This window comes from Aurantimicrobium minutum, from assembly GCF_002355535.1.
Classification (GTDB): domain Bacteria; phylum Actinomycetota; class Actinomycetes; order Actinomycetales; family Microbacteriaceae; genus Aurantimicrobium; species Aurantimicrobium minutum.
Map to the genome: position 1 here is coordinate 852,929 of NZ_AP017457.1, position 16,600 is coordinate 869,528.

The 16,600-nt window shown below is 53.7% G+C and carries 18 protein-coding genes; 9 read left to right on the plus strand and 9 right to left on the minus strand.

Going from position 1 to position 16,600, the window contains the following annotated elements:
• Positions 1–3 precede the first annotated feature (3 nt).
• From dapB to rpsO, 6 genes are all read right to left on the minus strand, one after another.
• The gene (gene dapB, locus AUMI_RS04160; RefSeq protein ID WP_096381638.1) at positions 4–726 is read right to left on the minus strand and encodes a 4-hydroxy-tetrahydrodipicolinate reductase; all 723 of its coding nucleotides are present in this window, start codon (positions 724–726) and stop codon (positions 4–6) included.
• Positions 727–735: 9 nt separating this feature from the next.
• Complete coding sequence (locus tag AUMI_RS04165) at positions 736–1,338, minus strand: histidine phosphatase family protein (protein ID WP_096381640.1); 603 nt, start codon at positions 1,336–1,338, stop codon at positions 736–738.
• 3 nt (positions 1,339–1,341) lie between these two features.
• Complete coding sequence (locus AUMI_RS04170; protein WP_096381643.1) at positions 1,342–2,724, minus strand: M16 family metallopeptidase; 1,383 nt, start codon at positions 2,722–2,724, stop codon at positions 1,342–1,344.
• A 45-nt stretch (positions 2,725–2,769) separates the two neighbouring features.
• On the minus strand, positions 2,770–3,783 hold the full coding sequence (locus AUMI_RS04175; RefSeq protein WP_096381646.1) for an aldo/keto reductase: 1,014 nt from the start codon (positions 3,781–3,783) through the stop codon (positions 2,770–2,772).
• Between the two features lie 177 nt (positions 3,784–3,960).
• The gene (locus AUMI_RS04180) at positions 3,961–6,210 is read right to left on the minus strand and encodes a polyribonucleotide nucleotidyltransferase (protein WP_096381648.1); all 2,250 of its coding nucleotides are present in this window, start codon (positions 6,208–6,210) and stop codon (positions 3,961–3,963) included.
• Positions 6,211–6,534: 324 nt separating this feature from the next.
• Positions 6,535–6,804 (minus strand): 30S ribosomal protein S15, encoded by a 270-nt coding sequence (rpsO, locus tag AUMI_RS04185; RefSeq protein ID WP_096381651.1) that lies wholly within the window; start codon positions 6,802–6,804, stop codon positions 6,535–6,537.
• A 189-nt stretch (positions 6,805–6,993) separates the two neighbouring features.
• Between rpsO and AUMI_RS04190 the strand changes: the two genes are divergently transcribed.
• The 4 genes from AUMI_RS04190 to AUMI_RS04205 all read left to right on the plus strand — a co-directional run bounded on the left by AUMI_RS04190 (position 6,994) and on the right by AUMI_RS04205 (position 8,596).
• Positions 6,994–7,407, plus strand: a complete 414-nt coding sequence (locus tag AUMI_RS04190; RefSeq protein WP_096381654.1) for a DUF805 domain-containing protein — start codon at positions 6,994–6,996, stop codon at positions 7,405–7,407.
• 134 nt (positions 7,408–7,541) lie between these two features.
• On the plus strand, positions 7,542–7,904 hold the full coding sequence (locus AUMI_RS04195; RefSeq protein WP_096381656.1) for a DUF805 domain-containing protein: 363 nt from the start codon (positions 7,542–7,544) through the stop codon (positions 7,902–7,904).
• Between the two features lie 72 nt (positions 7,905–7,976).
• On the plus strand, positions 7,977–8,369 hold the full coding sequence (locus AUMI_RS04200; protein ID WP_096383452.1) for a DUF805 domain-containing protein: 393 nt from the start codon (positions 7,977–7,979) through the stop codon (positions 8,367–8,369).
• 5 nt (positions 8,370–8,374) lie between these two features.
• A complete protein-coding gene (locus AUMI_RS04205; RefSeq protein WP_096381659.1) occupies positions 8,375–8,596 on the plus strand; it encodes a DUF167 domain-containing protein in 222 nt (73 codons plus the stop codon).
• On the opposite strand, the gene AUMI_RS04210 is transcribed toward AUMI_RS04205, so the two are convergent.
• From AUMI_RS04210 to AUMI_RS04220, 3 genes are all read right to left on the minus strand, one after another.
• The gene (locus tag AUMI_RS04210; RefSeq protein WP_096381661.1) at positions 8,593–9,279 is read right to left on the minus strand and encodes an alpha/beta hydrolase; all 687 of its coding nucleotides are present in this window, start codon (positions 9,277–9,279) and stop codon (positions 8,593–8,595) included. The genes AUMI_RS04205 and AUMI_RS04210 overlap by 4 nt on opposite strands.
• Before the next feature lie 2 nt (positions 9,280–9,281).
• The gene (locus AUMI_RS04215) at positions 9,282–9,656 is read right to left on the minus strand and encodes an FKBP-type peptidyl-prolyl cis-trans isomerase (RefSeq protein WP_096381664.1); all 375 of its coding nucleotides are present in this window, start codon (positions 9,654–9,656) and stop codon (positions 9,282–9,284) included.
• Between the two features lie 65 nt (positions 9,657–9,721).
• Entirely contained in the window at positions 9,722–11,266 is a 1,545-nt protein-coding gene (locus AUMI_RS04220; RefSeq protein ID WP_096381666.1) for an amino acid permease, read from the minus strand.
• Positions 11,267–11,491: 225 nt separating this feature from the next.
• Between AUMI_RS04220 and AUMI_RS04225 the strand changes: the two genes are divergently transcribed.
• From AUMI_RS04225 to AUMI_RS04245, 5 genes are read left to right on the plus strand one after another with little or no spacing between them, the layout of a single operon-like run.
• The gene (locus AUMI_RS04225; protein ID WP_096381669.1) at positions 11,492–12,859 is read left to right on the plus strand and encodes a glutamine synthetase family protein; all 1,368 of its coding nucleotides are present in this window, start codon (positions 11,492–11,494) and stop codon (positions 12,857–12,859) included.
• The gene (locus AUMI_RS04230) at positions 12,840–13,619 is read left to right on the plus strand and encodes a gamma-glutamyl-gamma-aminobutyrate hydrolase family protein (RefSeq protein WP_096381671.1); all 780 of its coding nucleotides are present in this window, start codon (positions 12,840–12,842) and stop codon (positions 13,617–13,619) included. The genes AUMI_RS04225 and AUMI_RS04230 overlap by 20 nt, the downstream gene beginning before the upstream one ends.
• On the plus strand, positions 13,613–14,974 hold the full coding sequence (locus AUMI_RS04235; protein WP_096381674.1) for an aldehyde dehydrogenase family protein: 1,362 nt from the start codon (positions 13,613–13,615) through the stop codon (positions 14,972–14,974). Before AUMI_RS04230 ends, AUMI_RS04235 begins: the two co-directional genes overlap by 7 nt.
• 33 nt (positions 14,975–15,007) lie before the next feature.
• Entirely contained in the window at positions 15,008–15,799 is a 792-nt protein-coding gene (locus AUMI_RS04240; RefSeq protein ID WP_197702048.1) for a 3-oxoacyl-ACP reductase, read from the plus strand.
• 10 nt (positions 15,800–15,809) lie between these two features.
• The gene (locus AUMI_RS04245) at positions 15,810–16,580 is read left to right on the plus strand and encodes a FadR/GntR family transcriptional regulator (RefSeq protein WP_096381676.1); all 771 of its coding nucleotides are present in this window, start codon (positions 15,810–15,812) and stop codon (positions 16,578–16,580) included.
• The last annotated feature ends 20 nt before the right edge of the window (positions 16,581–16,600 follow it).

The window sequence follows — 16,600 nt, forward strand, 5'->3', positions numbered from 1 at the left end:
TTATTAGAGAGAAATGACGCGGTCGAGGCCGACGATTTTTCCAGAAAGCCCAGGAAGTGCTCGGATTGCGGCCATGATGCCCGCCTCATAGGAACGGTCCGAAAGCGTGGTGTGCGTGATGGTTACCGTTTCACCGTTGCCACCAAAGATCACATCCTGCTTGGCAACAACACCCTCCATGCGCAGAGAGTGCACAGGAACACCGGCAACGAGCTGGCCACGGGCACGCTGGTCAGCATGAGGAGCTTGGATGTCCTGGTCTCGAACCTTGCCGATTCGCTCGGCGGTGCTCACTGCGGTGCCCGAAGGGGAATCAACCTTGTGAATACCGTGGGCTTCGATAATTTCAATGGAATCAAAGTGCTTGGCTGCAAGGGTTGCCAGGTGAGCAGAAAGAGCTGAGCCGAGGGAGAAATTGGAGATAAAGATCACGCCAACCTCTGGGTGCTGATCAATCAACGGCTCAACCTGGTTGATCCGCTCGGCAGACCACCCTGAAGTTCCGATCAGAATTGACTTCCCGTTCTCCACAGCGAATTCGAGAACCTTACGGCTAATGGAAGGAAGTGACACATCCACCACGATGTCTGCAACAAGCATCTCGGACAGATCACTGGAGGAACCCAGCTGAGCTGCAAGTTCAAAATCTTCTGACTCAGTGATCAGACGGCATACCAAAGACCCCAGTTTGCCTGAGGCGCCAACAACAGCAACAGAAGTAGTCACGAGATAAGTCTAGATTGTGTAGGCGTCTGGAATACCCGAACGCAATTCCACAGGCAAGTGACCGAGGTCATTGTGCGAGACAAGCGCCCAGGGGCGACCTGGCCGCTGCTGCAGAACAGTAATGCCGCAGTAGGCCTGGTTCAAGGTGACCCACTTCCAGGCAGGTGCTCCTAGTGCTTCGAGAACAAACCACGCAATGACGTTGTTGTGTGTCACGAGAAGATCTGTTTCACCCTGTCGGCCAGGAGCAAGGAACTCGGCAACAGCATCCGCCATTTGAGCAGAGCCTGCTTCAATATCTGCTTCGGTGACAGACCCAAAAAAGGGATCAAACACCGAGGGCGTTTCCTCGCTCTTGCCTGCCGGAATGCAGTCCATGAGAAGTGCTGAAGGTTCTGTGGTGACGCCCTGCATCTGTTCGCTCATGACGCGCACGGTTTCCCATGCACGCTCCAAAGGTGAGTGCCATACGTGGGAGAACTCAACGTCAGCAAGGCGACGCCCCACTGCTTCTGCCTGTGCGATACCGCGAGGTGAGAGCGGACCGTCAATAACGCCGTGTTCGGCGTCGAGTTGTTCGCCGTGACGAACCAAGATGATGTTATGTGCCATGAATTACCCCTGAGCAAGGATACGCGATAACGCGGCCTCATCAGCGTGCCCAACAGAAACCACAGAGAGCCTTCCTGCTGCGAGTTCCTGTGCAAGTTCTTGAACTCGCTCAACAGTGACGGCATCAAGGAGTTCGAGGGCCGCGTCGTAATCGACGAACTCTCCAGAAGAAATTTCAGACTTACCTAGGCGTGACATCCGGGTGTCCGTGTCTTCGAGTGCCAAGGCTGAACCCCCGGCAAGTTGTCCTCGAGCCCTGGAAAGCTCATCCGCAGTAACACCATGCTCTGCAAGCTTGTGGAATTCACCAATCAACAGCTCGGCGACCTCGGGTGCTTTCTTTGGTGACGTTCCAGCAAACAGCCCAAAGGCTCCAGCATCTGAATAGGACGATGCAAAAGAGAAGACCGAGTAAGCCAGGCCACGTTTTTCGCGGATTTCCTGGAAAAGACGCGAGGACATTCCACCACCGAGAATGGAATTCATGACCGTTTGCACGACACGACGTTCGTCCGTGGCAACAATACCCGGGACACCGACCATGATGTTTGCTTGCTCAATGGGGCGTTCGATCACCTGCAGCGGTTTTCCCTGTGTAATCAGAGCGGGGGTAGTAGAACGACGAGGAACAGGGGTTGCCTCCACACTCAAGTCCCAGCCAGCTGCCTCAAGAGTGCGTTGCACCTGTGCGACAAGTTCATCATGATCAAGCGAACCTGCAGCCGTAATCACAAGGTCATTGGGGCGATAGTTGGCTCGGTAATGAGCTACAACTGCTTCTCTGGTTGCAGAGCGAATAGTCTCGGGATTTCCACCGATTGGACGCCCAAGCGGGTGATCTCCGAGCACTCCTTCAAAGAATCTTTCCTGAGCAACATCCGAAGGATCATCTTCTGCCATGGCGAGCTCTTCGAGGATTACACCACGCTCAGTTTCAAACTCGTCTGGATCAATCACGCTCGAGGTGAGCATGTCGCTCATCACATCAATAGCCATGGGAAGATCCTGATCGCGCACCTTGGCGTAGTAGCAGGTGTACTCCTTGGCGGTCGCGGCGTTGTGTTCACCGCCAACGGAGTCGAAAGCAATCGCAATATCTAAAGCAGAACGAGTGGGGGTTCCCTTGAAGAGCAGGTGTTCCAGAAAGTGAGTGGAGCCCAAGCTGGCAGGGTGAGCGGCAACACCATCGTGTGCTGATTCTGCAGGCACCTCATCGCGTGAGCCGACGGCAACCCAATACCCCAGGGTCACACTGCGTGCACCGGGAACACGTTCGGTCAAAATACGGACACCGGAGGGTAAAACGCTACGGCGAACTAAGGCATCACCGGAAGCAACGAAGCTCAGTTCTGATTGGTCTAAAGGAAAAGCAATGGGTTTATTCATACGGTGCTCAAGCCTAGAGCACAGCACTGACTTTGTGCCGGCCTATTACGAACGAGTGAGGGAAGGAAGCCAGTTCCGCCCCTGCTCAACAGAAGCACGATCAAGGTCAGCAATCTGCTGACGAGAAAGCTGAAGATGTGGTGCATGCATGAGTGCCTCGAGCTCACGAATAGATTCAGCACCGATTGTGGGAATTCCCACCGCTGATCTGCCCAAAACCCAGGCGACCGCGACAGTAGAAATATCAACTCCCTGAGCCATAGCAACGTTGTCTAAAACTCTGAGCACGTGAGTGCCGTGTCGACCACCGTGTTGGGCAGCACGACGTGAGCGGGTGTCATTTGGGTTAAACGATTTAATATTGCGGTGTCGCCCTAAGAAACCATTTGCCAAAATGAAATAGGGCATGATTGACATCTGCTGTGCAATAGCCATCATGGTGATGTTGCCTTCCACGATGTCTCGTCGAAGCAGTGAATATTCCAAAGCAACTGCTTCAAAACGCGGTAAGCCGCTTGCCGCAATGATGCGGGCCTCGAGCAAACGATCGGCAGAAAAGTTGGAAGCGCCTAAAGCTCTCACCTTGCCGGCTTGGATGAGGTTCTCTACTGCAGAAAGGCTTTCTTCCATCGACACGTCAGGATCTTCAGCATGGAAATACAGAAGATCGATGTAATCGGTCTGTAGTCGCTCCAACGAAGCATTGACTGCCTCCACGATGTTGGACGCAGACAAGCCAGAAAAATCGGGGTGGCGTCCCACTTTTGTTGCCACAACAACATCAGAACGGTTGCCTCGCTCGCGCATCCATTTTCCAATGATCTGCTCGGACATCCCGGAAGAATACGAGTCAGAGGTGTCCACCATCTGGCCGCCCAGCTCGACAAAACGGTCAAGAAGATCAACGGAGCGACCGCTAGGAAGTGTCCAGCCAAATACGGCACCCCCAAGAGCGAGAGGGAACACACTCATATCGGTTTGGCCGATGGTACGAGAGACATCTGGGGCATCAGCGGCAGGGGTTACTCCCCCCGGTGTACCGATGTTTTCCCCACTCATAAATCTGACATTAGAGCAGAAATGTCACAGCAATGTTACGACAGACCTTAAGTCCAGCAATATGTAAAAACTGTCCCCCGCACTCTCTAAAAACGTCCCCCAAAAACAGGAATAAATCCCTACAACGCAGTAATGCCCGCCCACTTATGTGGGCGGGCATTACGTGAGGAGTTGAGGTTACTCAGCGTCGCTTTCAGCAGCTGCTTCGCCCTCTTCACCCTCGAGAACGGGCTCAAGCGAAAGCTTGCCACGGTCATCAATCTTGGTGATCTTGACGAGAACCTTCTGGCCAACAGAGAGAACGTCTTCAACGTTCTCAACACGCTTGCCACCTGCAAGCTTGCGCACCTCAGAGATGTGCAGCAGGCCGTCCTTGCCAGGAAGCAAGGAGACAAACGCACCAAAGGTTGCGAGCTTGACGACCGTACCGAGGAACTGCTCGCCAACCTCAGGGTTGGTGGGGTTCGCAATGGCGTTAACCTGTGCGCGAGCTGCCTCAGCCGAAGGACCATCGGTTGCACCGATGTAGACGGTTCCATCATCCTCAATCGAGATGGTTGCACCAGTCTCGTCCTGGATGGTGTTGATTGTCTTACCCTTAGGGCCGATGAGTTCACCGATCTTGTCGACAGGAATCTGAACGCTGATCACGCGAGGAGCAGTAGGCGCCATCTCGTCAGGACCATCGATTGCTGCGTTGATGACAGCGAGGATTGCGGTACGAGCTTCCTTCGCCTGAGTCAGCGCACCGGTCAGCACTGAGGCAGGGATGCCGTCGAGCTTGGTGTCGAGCTGAATCGCGGTGATGAATTCGGAAGTACCAGCAACCTTGAAGTCCATGTCGCCGAGAGCATCTTCTGCACCGAGGATGTCAGTCAGAGCTGCATAGCGAGTCTCACCGTTGACCTCGTCAGAGACGAGACCCATAGCGATACCTGCAACGGGCGCACGCAGTGGCACACCAGCGTTGAGCAGCGACAGAGTCGATGCACAAACCGAACCCATCGAGGTCGAACCGTTGGAGCCCAGAGCCTCAGATACCTGACGGATGGCGTAAGGGAACTCTTCACGACCTGGAAGTACGGGCACAAGTGCACGCTCTGCCAAGAATCCGTGACCGATTTCGCGGCGCTTAGGCGTTCCCACACGACCGGTTTCACCGGTGGAATATGGAGGGAAGTTGTAGTGGTGCATGTAGCGCTTCGAGGTGATTGGAGACAGCGAGTCAATCTGCTGTTCCATCTTCAGCATGTTCAAAGTGGTGACACCCATAATCTGGGTCTCTCCACGCTGGAAGATAGCTGAACCGTGAACGCGAGGGATGACCTGAACTTCAGCATCCAGCGCACGGATGTCGCGCAAACCACGGCCGTCCATACGAACACCCTCAGTGAGGATACGTCCGCGAACTACCCTCTTGGTGACCGACTTGTAGGCAGCACCGAACTGGTTGAGAGCAACCTCTTCGAGCTCGCCTGCTTCAACCTTGGCAACGATTGCTTCCTTGACGCGTGCCTTGACCTCGTCGTCAGCGTTCTGACGCTCGATCTTGTCAGCGATGAGGTAAACCTTCTCCAGGTCAGCCAGAGCAAGTTCGCTCACTGCTGCATAAAGCTCGTCAGAGTAAGGCAGGAATACGGGGTAGTCCTGAACTTCCTTAGCCGACTGACGTGCGAGCTCTTCCTGAGCCTTGATCAGTGCGGTGAGGAAAGGCTTCGAAGCTTCGAGGCCCTGAGAGACGATTGCCTCGTCAGGCTTGATGCCACCAGCCTTGATGAGGTCCCAGCTACCTTCGGTAGCTTCTGCCTCAACCATCATGATGGCGACGTCTTCCTTGCCATCCTTGTCCACAACGATGCGACCAGCAACGACGAGGTCGAAGACGGCGTCCTTGAGCTGGTCAACGTTGGGGAATGCAACCCACTGGCCGTCAATCAGGGCCATACGGATACCACCGATAGGGCCAGAGAAAGGCAGACCGGAGATCTGGGTTGATGCGGAAGAAGCGTTGATGGCCAGTGCGTCATAGAACTCACCAGGAGCAATAGACAAAACGGTCACAACGATCTGAACCTCGTTACGCAGACCATCAACGAAAGATGGGCGCAGTGGGCGGTCAATCAGACGGCAGACCAGGATGGCCTCAGTCGAGGGACGGCCTTCACGACGGAAGAACGAACCGGGGATCTTGCCTGCTGCGTAGCTACGCTCTTCTACATCCACAGTCAGTGGGAAGAAGTCGAAATTATCCTTGGGCTGCTTGCTGACAGAAGTAGCTGAAAGCAGCATAGTTTCGTCATCCAGGTAGGCCGCAACTGCGCCCTGAGCCTGCTGTGCGAGACGACCGGTTTCAAAGCGGACGACGCGCTTACCGAACTTACCGTTGTCAATTACGGCTTCGGCGAATTTGATTTCTGGACCTTCCATTAAGGTCTTTCTCCTTTGTTTATCGTCGTTACCCCGTGTGGGTACCGACTCATACATCCGGAGCGAAGCATGGCAGAACGAAGTGCGTTCAAACACGAACATACGTTGCACGAGTATCAGACTTCGTGCTGGCCACCAGTAGAAATCCACCAACATCTGTTGGTAAACCACCACCGAAGACCAGCGAACTGCCTGCCTGCTCTACCTCAAGAGTACCCCAAAACCCTCAATAAGCCCATGAAGGCTGGAATCAGAGGGTGAATGTCGGCTTAAATGCCAGATGCCACCGCGAACGGTGGCATCTGGTGAAGAACGAAAAGTCGACTATCGACGCAGTCCGAGACGCTCGATGAGCTTACGGTAGCGGTTGATGTCTACGTCAGCTAGGTAGCCGAGAAGACGACGACGCTGACCAACGAGCAATAGCAGTCCACGACGTGAGTGGTGGTCGTGCTTGTGCTCCTTGAGGTGCTCGGTCAAGTCCTTGATGCGCTTGGTGAGAAGAGCAACCTGAACTTCAGGAGATCCAGTGTCACCGGGGTGAGTTGCGTATTCGTCGATGATCGCCTTTTTGACATCTGCTTCAAGTGCCATAGTGGGATCCCCTTTCTTAGTACCTCGTTGCGCGGCGCCCCATGCCTTGTGCCTGGAGCTCTCTGTATCCGCGGCCGTTAGACGGCAACCTCACAAGATTAGCAGAGAAATAGCTGACCATTTGACGCCCGAGGAGTACTCTGTGTGGCAAGGAAACACTCACCTTCATCTCGAGGTAAGGGGAAAGAAATGAATTTCACAGAATCAATCAAAAGTGTCTTTTCGAAATATGCCACATTTAGTGGCCGCGCCAGCAGATCAGAATTTTGGTGGTGGTACCTCTTTGTCTCCCTGGTGAACATCGTGATGAGTTTCATTTGGAACATGAGCACCATGGGCATGTTGAACAGCGCAACCAGTGTTGAGGCCATGCTCGCAGGAATGTTTAACTGGGCTTATTACCTGTGGATCGTTGTCTCACTTGCGCTTCTGCTTCCAACCCTCGGAGTGATCTGGCGTCGCCTTCATGACACCAACCGCTCAGGTGGTTTCTATTTCCTGGGCTTGATTCCCATTGTGGGAATTATCGTTTTGCTCGTTTTCTGGGTTCAGGATTCAACCCCCGGAGCAAACAGGTTCGGTGAAAACCCCAAAACTTCCTAAGTTCCCTCAAACGATTCACTGCTGCCTCCGATTATTCGGGGGCAGCAGTGTCTTTACCGAAACACGTTCACGGCGCAGATACTCTGAATGTCGAGGTTGTGACCGACGCAACCGAATTAATAAGGAGATTCATCATGAATTTCGTTGAATCCATCAAGTTTGGTTTTAGCAACTACGTCAACTTCCAGGGACGAAGCCGTCGTTCGGGTTTCTGGTACTGGTACCTTTTCACCGTCCTTGTGTCACTCGTGTTCAATGTCCTATCTGGAGGTAAGTCAGAGAGCTTCTTTGGCTTCTTGGGAGGACTGGCTGCTCTAGCAATCTTCTTGCCATCGCTGGCTTATTCTGTCCGTCGCCTGCACGACATCAACAAATCAGGATGGTTCATTCTCTTTGCTTTGATCCCACTAGTTGGCTGGATCTTCCTGCTGGTGTGGTACGTCAAGGACAGTGACCCCGCTGACAACCGTTTTGGGCCCAACCCAAAAGCCGCATAAACATCTCTCACTGTCACTGCTGCCTCCCACAATGTGGGAGGCAGCAGTCGCTTAATGCGAGAAGATGGAAGCATGAGTTTTGCAGAAGCTATTCAGTCTGTCTTTTCCAAGTTTAATAAGCTCCAGGGCCGCTCCCCTCGCTCAGAGTATTGGTACTGGAGATTGTTCGTTTTCATCGTCTCTTTAGTAGCAGTTATCCCCGTTGTCCTTGTCGCCATGATGGTGCGCCAGGGTGATGTCTGGGCATTGTTCCCTTTCCTCATTGCAGCGGGTGCTATTGCCGTTTTCTTGTGGCTACTGACCATCACTGTGACCGTGCGTAGACTTCACGACCAGGGCGTTAGCGGTTGGTTCTTCCTGCTCTTTCTCATTCCCAGTGTGGGCTGGATTATCGAGCTGGTGTTCATGTTGCAGCCCAGCCACCCTGGCTCAAACAAGTACGGCGCCCCCTACCTCGCCAAGTAATTTCCATGCGCATTGTTGTTCGGGTTAAACCCGGCAGCAGCAAAGGACCTCTCATTGAAGAGGATGCCGAAGGACTTTTTGTCTTTGTGAGAGAAAAAGCAATCGATGGCGGCGCCAATGAGGCTGTTGTGAAATTGATTGCTGAGCACTACAGCACTGCCAAGTCTCGCGTTCGAGTGGTGCGTGGTCACACGTCACGCATCAAACAGATTGAAATTGACGACTAAAGCCCAACGTGCTTTCTGAGGAAGGCGGTAGCGTCTTCAATTTCTTCAAGGGATAGCCCGTGCCCCACGTGAGCATAAAGCTGTGCGTCAACGTCAAAATGCGCCGGAAGCCAACGACGAGTGAAATCAATGAGGTCGGGGGTAATCACCGGATCTTGTGGATCTCTGCCCCAAAAAATGGGTGGCTTAACCTCAGCGAGCGCAGCATCCCGCTCGAGGCCACCTGCTGTTGTGTCATCGACGGCGAAGCTAGCTAGAAATACTCCAGCGCCATATCGCTCGGGCTGATGGCGGAAGAGCTGCGTGAGCATAACCCCACCCTGGGAGAAGCCCAGAAGGGCAACATCTTGAAAACCGCCAACTTCGTCCTCGAGTTCATTGATCCAGGAAATAAGTTGGTGCGTGGAGCGCGTAACCTCGTTCACGTCACGTCGAAGAGTCGCATTCTCGGCGTCGTAGTCAATCTGGAACCAGGCAAAACCTGGTCCAGCGCTCAACGGAGCGCGTAGAGAAGCAATCACAAATTCTTCGGGCATGTATTGCCCCAACGAGAAGAGGTCGCCCTCGTTCGAGCCGTAGCCGTGCAACATCAGAAGCAGGGGGCGTTCGGCCAGAGCGGAGGCGACCTTTTCGCGTGGTACTGACCAGCGCACAGCGGTGCTGTCGATGGCAGGGAAGGTCATGCTTAGCTAACGCCTAGCAGGTCGATAACAAAGATAAGTGTCTTGCCAGAGAGGCGGTGTCCGCCACCAGCAGGACCATAAGCCTTCGCAGGAGGGCACACGAGCATACGACGTCCGCCCACCTTCATTCCTGGGATACCTTCTTGCCATCCGGAGATGAGGGCTTGCAGGGGAAAGTTGATGGATTCGCCACGGTTCCAGGAAGCGTCGAACTCTTCACCGGTTTCGTATTCAACACCGACGTAGTGAACGTCAACGGTGGCTCCGGGAGTTGCTTCAGCACCGTCACCCACGACGATGTCGGTGATCACGAGCTCTGAGGGAGCTGGCTCCATAGGAGCGTCGATTTCTGGCTTTGTGAGGTTGTGTTCAGTCATACGTCAATACTGTCAGAGAAAAGGGGGCCGGTTCCTTTAGGAACCGGCCCCCGACTGCGTTGTGGTTATTTCTTGTCGTCGTCTACGCCGTCCATGGCGAGGAGTTCTTCCTCAACCTTGCCGCCGTAGCCTTCCTTTTGTGGGTCACCGTGAAGACCACCGGAGACTGCGTACTCCTCTTCGGGAGAAAGAATCAGGTTCTTTCGACCGTAGATTGCGAAGCTCAGCAGCATGATGGCGTAGATCACTGCGATGGCAATGATTGCTGGTCGTGCGGGTTCGTTGATAAAGAACCCGAAGAAGATTGCAATCGATACCACTGCTGCGATAACAGCACCTGGAATACCCCAGGGGCTCTTGTAGGGGCGGTTTGCCTTGGGGAACTTCTTGCGCAGAACGATGAAGGAGATCATCTGCAGCACGTAGGCAATCACAGCACCCCATACAGCGATGTTCAGCACGATTGCTCCAGCAACACCACCGGCACCACCCAAGCTGTCAACAGTGACCAAGGCAACAAAACCGATAATGGCACCCACGGTCAATGCAACATAAGGGGTCTGGCGCTTTCCAGTGAGAGAGAACACCTTGGGGTAGTAACCAGCACGAGACAGGGAGTACATGTTACGTCCGTAGGCGAACATGATTCCTTGCAGTGAAGCTAGTAGACCAATGAGTGCGAACAATGCGAGAACTGCCGCAGCACCGTCACCAACCATGGCGCGGAAGCCGTCGAGCAGTGGCTCACCTGCGGCACTGATTTCTTCAGCACCAACCAGTGCAGTGTTGAGGAAGAGTACCAAGAGACCGGTGATGATCAGTGTTGTGCGAGCAATCAAACCAGCACGTGGGATATCACGAACGGGGTTGTGAGATTCTTCTGCTGCCAGAGGAAGCTCTTCAATACCAAGGAAGAACCACATTGCGTAGGGAAGAGCGAAGAGGATTGGCAACCAACCATATGGCAGGAATGCGGTCTGTCCTTCTTCAGGAGCGATGTTCCACAGCGAGTTGAAGTCGAGCTTGCCGGAGAACATCGCCATTGCTGAGAAGACCAGCAAGATAGCAATCGAGATGATGGACACCACAATTGCAAACTTGAACGAGATAGCGGAACCCGCAGCATTCAATAGAACGAACACCGCGTACAAAATGATGTACCAGACGAACATGGGCAAGGACAGTCCCAGGAGTTCTGCGGTAATGCTGTTCGCATAGGAAGCAGAGAAGAACACGATAACGGCCGTGGTTGCCACGTACTCGATCGTTTCCGCAAGCCCAGTAGCCAGACCACCCCAGGGACCAAGGGCAGAACGGGCAAAGGAGTAAGCACCGCCGGAGTGAGGCATCGCAGCGGCCATTTCACCGATGCTGAACATCATTCCGTAGTACATGAAGATCAAAACGGCGAATGCGATCAGCATTCCACCAAAGCCAGCGAAGCCAATTCCGAAGTTCCATCCGGAGAAGTCGCCAGAAATAACTGCTGCGACGGCGAGACCCCAGAGGCCCCACAATCCAGCAGAACGCTTGAGCGTCCGTTTCTTGAAATAGTTGGCGTCTGCGGTTGTGTACGTCACACCCGAGACGTTCAAGGTGTCTTTGGACATTTACAATTTCCTTCTGCTCGGGTTGAGCACCTCAATACGAGGCGAGGCACACAACGCTGTGAGATTCCTTGGAGATGACTATATGCCTCAAATTGGTTCTTGTAACTACCTTTAACAAAAATTTTTTCAAAAATAAATCTGTTATTTACCCGATAACACTTGACAGTAATCACCCAATAGGGTGGTCTAATGGTTGAAATACCTACCTCAAGGAAGAGAGTGACGATGTCTAGTGCCGCAGGAAACCTCACCCCTGAAGGGCTCAAAGCCCTCGTCGAGGACGGAAGCATCGACACTGTCATCGTGTCGTTTACTGACATGCAAGGCCGCTTGGTAGGTAAACGAGTTTCTGCGCGTTTGTTTGTGGAAGACGTGATGGCACACGGAGCCGAGTGCTGCAACTACCTGTTTGCTGTCGACGTGGAAAACAACACCGTCGACGGTTATTCGATCTCCAGCTGGGAACGCGGTTATGGCGATATGGCCATGATTCCCGACATGAGCACCCTCAGAACTGCACCCTGGCTTGAAGGAACTGCCATGGTGATGGCAGACATGCAATGGCTGGACCACACCCCCGTGAAGCAGTCCCCTCGTGAAATTCTGCGCACCCAGATCAATCGTCTAGCTGAGCTGGGACTGGTCCCCTATGTTGGAACAGAACTTGAATTCATTGTTTTTGATGACACATACCGTGAGGCTTGGGCCAAGGGCTATGACAACCTTCGCCCCTCCACTGACTACAACGTGGACTACGACCTCCTTGCCTCGACCCGAGTAGAGCCTCTCCTGCGAGACATTCGTAACTCGATGGATGCTGCAGGAATGTATTGCGAAGGCGTCAAGGGCGAATGCAACCTGGGACAGCAAGAAATAGCTTTCCGCTACGACCACGCTCTTGTTACCTGCGATAACCACTCTGTTTACAAAAGCGGAGCAAAAGTCATCGCTGACAAGCACGGCAAATCATTGACCTTTATGGCTAAGTTCAATGAGCGCGAAGGAAACTCGTGCCACATCCACATCAGCCTGCGTGACAAGGACGGCAACCCTGTCTTTGCCGATAAGAGCCAAGATCACGGAATGAGCAAACTGTTCCGCCACTTCCTAGCAGGGCAAATTGCTGCCATGCGTGAACTGTCCTTGTTCTTTGCCCCCAACATTAACTCCTACAAGCGTTACGTTGACGGCAGCTTTGCCCCCACCGCAGTTGCCTGGGGTCTAGACAACCGCACGTGTTCATTGCGCGTGGTGGGCCAAGGCCACGCGATGCGTGTGGAGCAGCGAGTTCCTGGTGGAGATGTGAACCAGTACCTCGCGGTTGCCGCATTGATTGCAGCAGGACTGCACGGCATCGAAAATGAACTGGAACTTGAACCCATCACAACCGGAAACGCCTACACCGGCGGCGCTCCCCGTGTTCCTTCGACCCTCCGCGAAGCCGCTGAACTCTTCGCGCAGTCAGAGATTGCCAAGCAAGCCTTTGGCCAAGAAGTAGTGGATCACTATCTCAACTACGCCCGTATTGAAGTTGCTGCCTACGACGCGGCTATCACCGACTGGGAGCGTGTCCGTGGCTTCGAACGACTCTAAACCACAGCCTGTTATCGGGCTCACTACCTATCTCGAACAAGCCAAGTCGGGCGTGTGGGACGTTCAGGCTGCCTTCCTGCCGAAGGTGTACTTTGACGCAGTCAATAAAGCTGGCGGCATAGCTGTTCTCATCCCGCCACAGGCCGTCAACGCAGAGATTGCCAATACCATTCTTGACGGCCTCGATGGCTTGATTATTTGTGGTGGAAAAGACGTGGACCCAGCTCGTTATGGTCAAACACCCCACCCACTCACTGATGAACCGCGCCCAGATCGTGACAGCCTCGAGGACGAACTCCTCACCGCCGCTATTGAACGAGAGCTCCCCTTCCTTGGCATCTGCCGTGGTGCACAAATGCTCAACGTGATTCGTGGTGGAGATCTCATTCAACACTTACCCGAGGTTGTTGGGGATGATCGATATCAAAAAGGTCAGGGAAACTTCAGCCACATCCCCGTCAACGTCAAAGAAGACTCACTTTTGGCAAACGTATTGAACAATGACTCCCCTGTGGGTGCGATGTACCACCACCAAGCCATCGGGGAAGTCGGCGAAGGCCTTTCTGTCGTTGCCACAACCGAAGACGGTGTGATTGAGGCATTGCAGCTTGATGACGTTCCGTTTGGGCTAGCTGTGCAGTGGCACCCCGAACAAACTCCAGAAGATATTGGCCTATTCCAAGGCCTTGTTGAGGCAGCTCGAGAGTATGCCCTCACCCACCGTCGCAGTCTTTCCTCATCACAAAGGAGCTCATCGTGAGTTACACCATCATCAATCCCGCAACGGAAGAAGCCGGGGAAACAATTGAGCACCTCAGTCTGGAACAAACCGATGAGGCCATCAATAAGGCCCAGAAAGCACAAAAAGAGTGGGCAGCACGCAACCCAGCAGACCGCGCAGCAGCGCTGCGTTTATTCGCTGATGCGGTTGATGCAGATGTAGAAAATCTGGCACAACTCGAAGTTCGAAACTCAGGCCACCCCATTGGTCAAGCACGGTGGGAAGCAGAACACGTGCGCAACGTCCTGGAGTACTACTCAGCAACGCCTGAGCGTCTGTTTGGCAAACAGATCCCAGTCGCCGGCGGCCTCGATGTCACCTTCCAAGAACCTCTTGGGGTTGTCGGCGTGATTACGCCCTGGAACTTCCCGATGACCATTGCTTCGTGGGGTTTTGCTCCCGCATTGGCGGCAGGAAATGCAGTCGTTCTCAAACCAGCCGAGTGGACTCCCCTCACCAGCATTCGCTTAGGGGAACTCGCGCTTCAGGCTGGATTACCCGAAGGGCTCTTCCAAGTCTTGCCCGGTAAGGGTTCTGTGGTCGGCGAGCGCTTTGTTACAAACCCGACTGTACGCAAAGTAGTGTTTACCGGCTCAACTGAGGTAGGCAAGCGGATCATGGCAGGCGCTGCAGACCAAATTAAGCGCGTCACGCTGGAACTGGGCGGTAAGAGTGCCAACATCGTCTTTGCTGATGCTGACATCGAAAAAGCGGCGGCAACTGCTCCCTACGGAGTTTTTGAAAACGCTGGGCAGGATTGCTGCGCTCGCAGTCGCATCTTGGTTCAGCGAAGTGTGTATGAAAAGTTTATGGAATACCTCGAACCAGCAGTCAAGGGTGTGAAGGTTGGTGACCCGCGTGATGAGGCAACCGAAATGGGGCCTCTGGTTCACAAGAACCACTTCGAGAGTGTTTCTCGCTATGTCCCCAGTGACGCACCCGTGGCATTCCGTGGCACCGCACCCGAGGGTGCTGGTTATTGGTTTGCTCCCACCGTTCTTACTCCAGGATCTCGTGACCACGTCAGTGCGACCGAGGAAATCTTTGGTCCTGTTGTCACAGTGCTTCCTTTCGATGATGATGCAGACGCTATTGAGCTCGCTAACGCGACAGAGTATGGCCTGTCTGGTTCCATCTGGACTCGAGACGTGGGGCGCGCAATACGCATTTCACGCGGTGTGGAATCAGGAAACTTGTCCGTGAATTCGCACTCGTCTGTGCGATACAACACTCCCTTTGGCGGCTTCAAGCAATCCGGTTTGGGTCGTGAGCTGGGCCCCGATGCGGCTTTGGCATTTACGGAGACGAAAAACGTCTTCATCCCCGCTGACTAAATATTTTTCATAAACCTCACAAAGGAGAAAACAATGAGTATCGAAAAAATTGACCTCACCCAGCGTCTCGCTGGCAAGGTTGCTGTCATTACCGGTGGTGCAAGTGGTATCGGTTTTGCCACCGCAAAGCGCTTTGCAGCTGAAGGCGCAACAGTTGTCATCGGCGACATGGATCCCGTATCTGGCGAGAAAGCGGCAGCTGAAGTTGGTGGCCTGTTTGTTCTCGTAAACGTTACAGACGAGGATCAGGTTAACAACCTCTTCGATACTGCATTCAAGGTTTATGGCTCGGTCGATATTGCCTTCAACAACGCAGGCATTTCTCCTCCCGACGATGACTCCATCGAAACAACCGAACTTCCTGCTTGGAACAAGGTTCAGGATGTCAACCTCAAGTCTGTGTACCTGTGTTCTCGTGCTGCACTGCGCCATATGGTCAAGCAGCAAAGCGGATCAATCATCAACACCGCATCCTTTGTTGCCGTGATGGGTTCTGCAACCTCTCAGATCTCCTACACCGCGTCCAAGGGTGGTGTCCTTGCAATGAGTCGTGAACTGGGTGTCCAGTTTGCTCGCCAGGGAATCCGCGTTAACGCACTGTGCCCTGGGCCGGTGAACACTCCCCTGCTTCAGGAACTCTTTGCTAAGGACCCCGAGCGGGCACAGCGTCGTCTGGTTCACATCCCTATCGGCCGCTTCGCCAAGCCGGAAGAACTGGCTGCAGCCGTCGCATTCTTGGCAAGTGATGACTCCTCCTTCATCACAGGATCAACATTCCTGGTTGATGGCGGAATTTCATCTGCTTACGTCACTCCTCTGGACTAAACCACCTCCAATGTCTCCAGAGCTTCACTCCGAACAGGCCGTCGCAGCAAATCCTCTCAACGGGGATTTGTTACTACGGCCTGTTCGTGGTGGAAACACCTATGAAGAAACTGTGGAGCGACTTCTTCAAACTATTCGCTTAGGTCTTGCACTTCCCGGGGCACAGTTTCCTCCCGAGCGAGAACTTGCCGCGATGCTTGAGGTCAGCCGTGACACCGTTCGCTTAGCGATCTCTGCGCTGGTTGATGCTGGTTATCTTTTCGTCAAACGCGGTCGTTATGGCGGAACTTTCGTGGCGGAAAATCTGCCCAGCCAACCCCTTCGAATGGGTCGTGATGGTGAGCTCACCCATAATGTCGAGTTCACACACGATGAACTCGAGGATGCCCTCATCTTGCGTGAAATTTTGGAGTGTGGCGCCGCCGAGTTCGCTGCTGTTCGAAGCTTGACCTCGGTTGAAAGAGAACAGCTCTGGGCAGTGTTAAAGGAAACTTCTCTGTCTACGGCAGAGAACTACCGCATGCTCGATTCCAGACTGCATTTGCTCATTGCAGAGCTCACTGGCTCACCCTCGTTACTCTCCGAGGTTGCCTCCTCACGCATGCGGATCAACGAATTGCTCGATGGTATTCCTTTGCTGGCACCAAACATCTCCCACTCCAACGAACAGCACGAGGCAATCGTGTTGGCCATTTTGACGGGTGATTCGGAAAAGGCACGTGCTGCGATGGCTGATCACGTTTCAGGTTCCGCTGCGCTTCTTCGCGGCTTCCTCGGTTAGCTCCGTATGAGATGTCGCAT

Coding starts and splice junctions, on each gene's coding strand:
- AUMI_RS04245 (WP_096381676.1), top strand. CDS start 15,810: ATGTCTCCAGAGCTTCACTCCGAACAGGCCGTCGCAGCAAATCCTCTC.
- AUMI_RS04195 (WP_096381656.1), top strand. CDS start 7,542: ATGAATTTCGTTGAATCCATCAAGTTTGGTTTTAGCAACTACGTCAAC.
- AUMI_RS04170 (WP_096381643.1), bottom strand. CDS start 2,724: ATGAATAAACCCATTGCTTTTCCTTTAGACCAATCAGAACTGAGCTTC.
- AUMI_RS04220 (WP_096381666.1), bottom strand. CDS start 11,266: ATGTCCAAAGACACCTTGAACGTCTCGGGTGTGACGTACACAACCGCA.
- AUMI_RS04175 (WP_096381646.1), bottom strand. CDS start 3,783: ATGAGTGGGGAAAACATCGGTACACCGGGGGGAGTAACCCCTGCCGCT.
- AUMI_RS04205 (WP_096381659.1), top strand. CDS start 8,375: ATGCGCATTGTTGTTCGGGTTAAACCCGGCAGCAGCAAAGGACCTCTC.
- AUMI_RS04165 (WP_096381640.1), bottom strand. CDS start 1,338: ATGGCACATAACATCATCTTGGTTCGTCACGGCGAACAACTCGACGCC.
- AUMI_RS04180 (WP_096381648.1), bottom strand. CDS start 6,210: ATGGAAGGTCCAGAAATCAAATTCGCCGAAGCCGTAATTGACAACGGT.
- AUMI_RS04210 (WP_096381661.1), bottom strand. CDS start 9,279: ATGACCTTCCCTGCCATCGACAGCACCGCTGTGCGCTGGTCAGTACCA.
- AUMI_RS04200 (WP_096383452.1), top strand. CDS start 7,977: ATGAGTTTTGCAGAAGCTATTCAGTCTGTCTTTTCCAAGTTTAATAAG.
- AUMI_RS04225 (WP_096381669.1), top strand. CDS start 11,492: ATGTCTAGTGCCGCAGGAAACCTCACCCCTGAAGGGCTCAAAGCCCTC.
- AUMI_RS04240 (WP_197702048.1), top strand. CDS start 15,008: ATGAGTATCGAAAAAATTGACCTCACCCAGCGTCTCGCTGGCAAGGTT.
- AUMI_RS04190 (WP_096381654.1), top strand. CDS start 6,994: ATGAATTTCACAGAATCAATCAAAAGTGTCTTTTCGAAATATGCCACA.
- rpsO (WP_096381651.1), bottom strand. CDS start 6,804: ATGGCACTTGAAGCAGATGTCAAAAAGGCGATCATCGACGAATACGCA.
- AUMI_RS04215 (WP_096381664.1), bottom strand. CDS start 9,656: ATGACTGAACACAACCTCACAAAGCCAGAAATCGACGCTCCTATGGAG.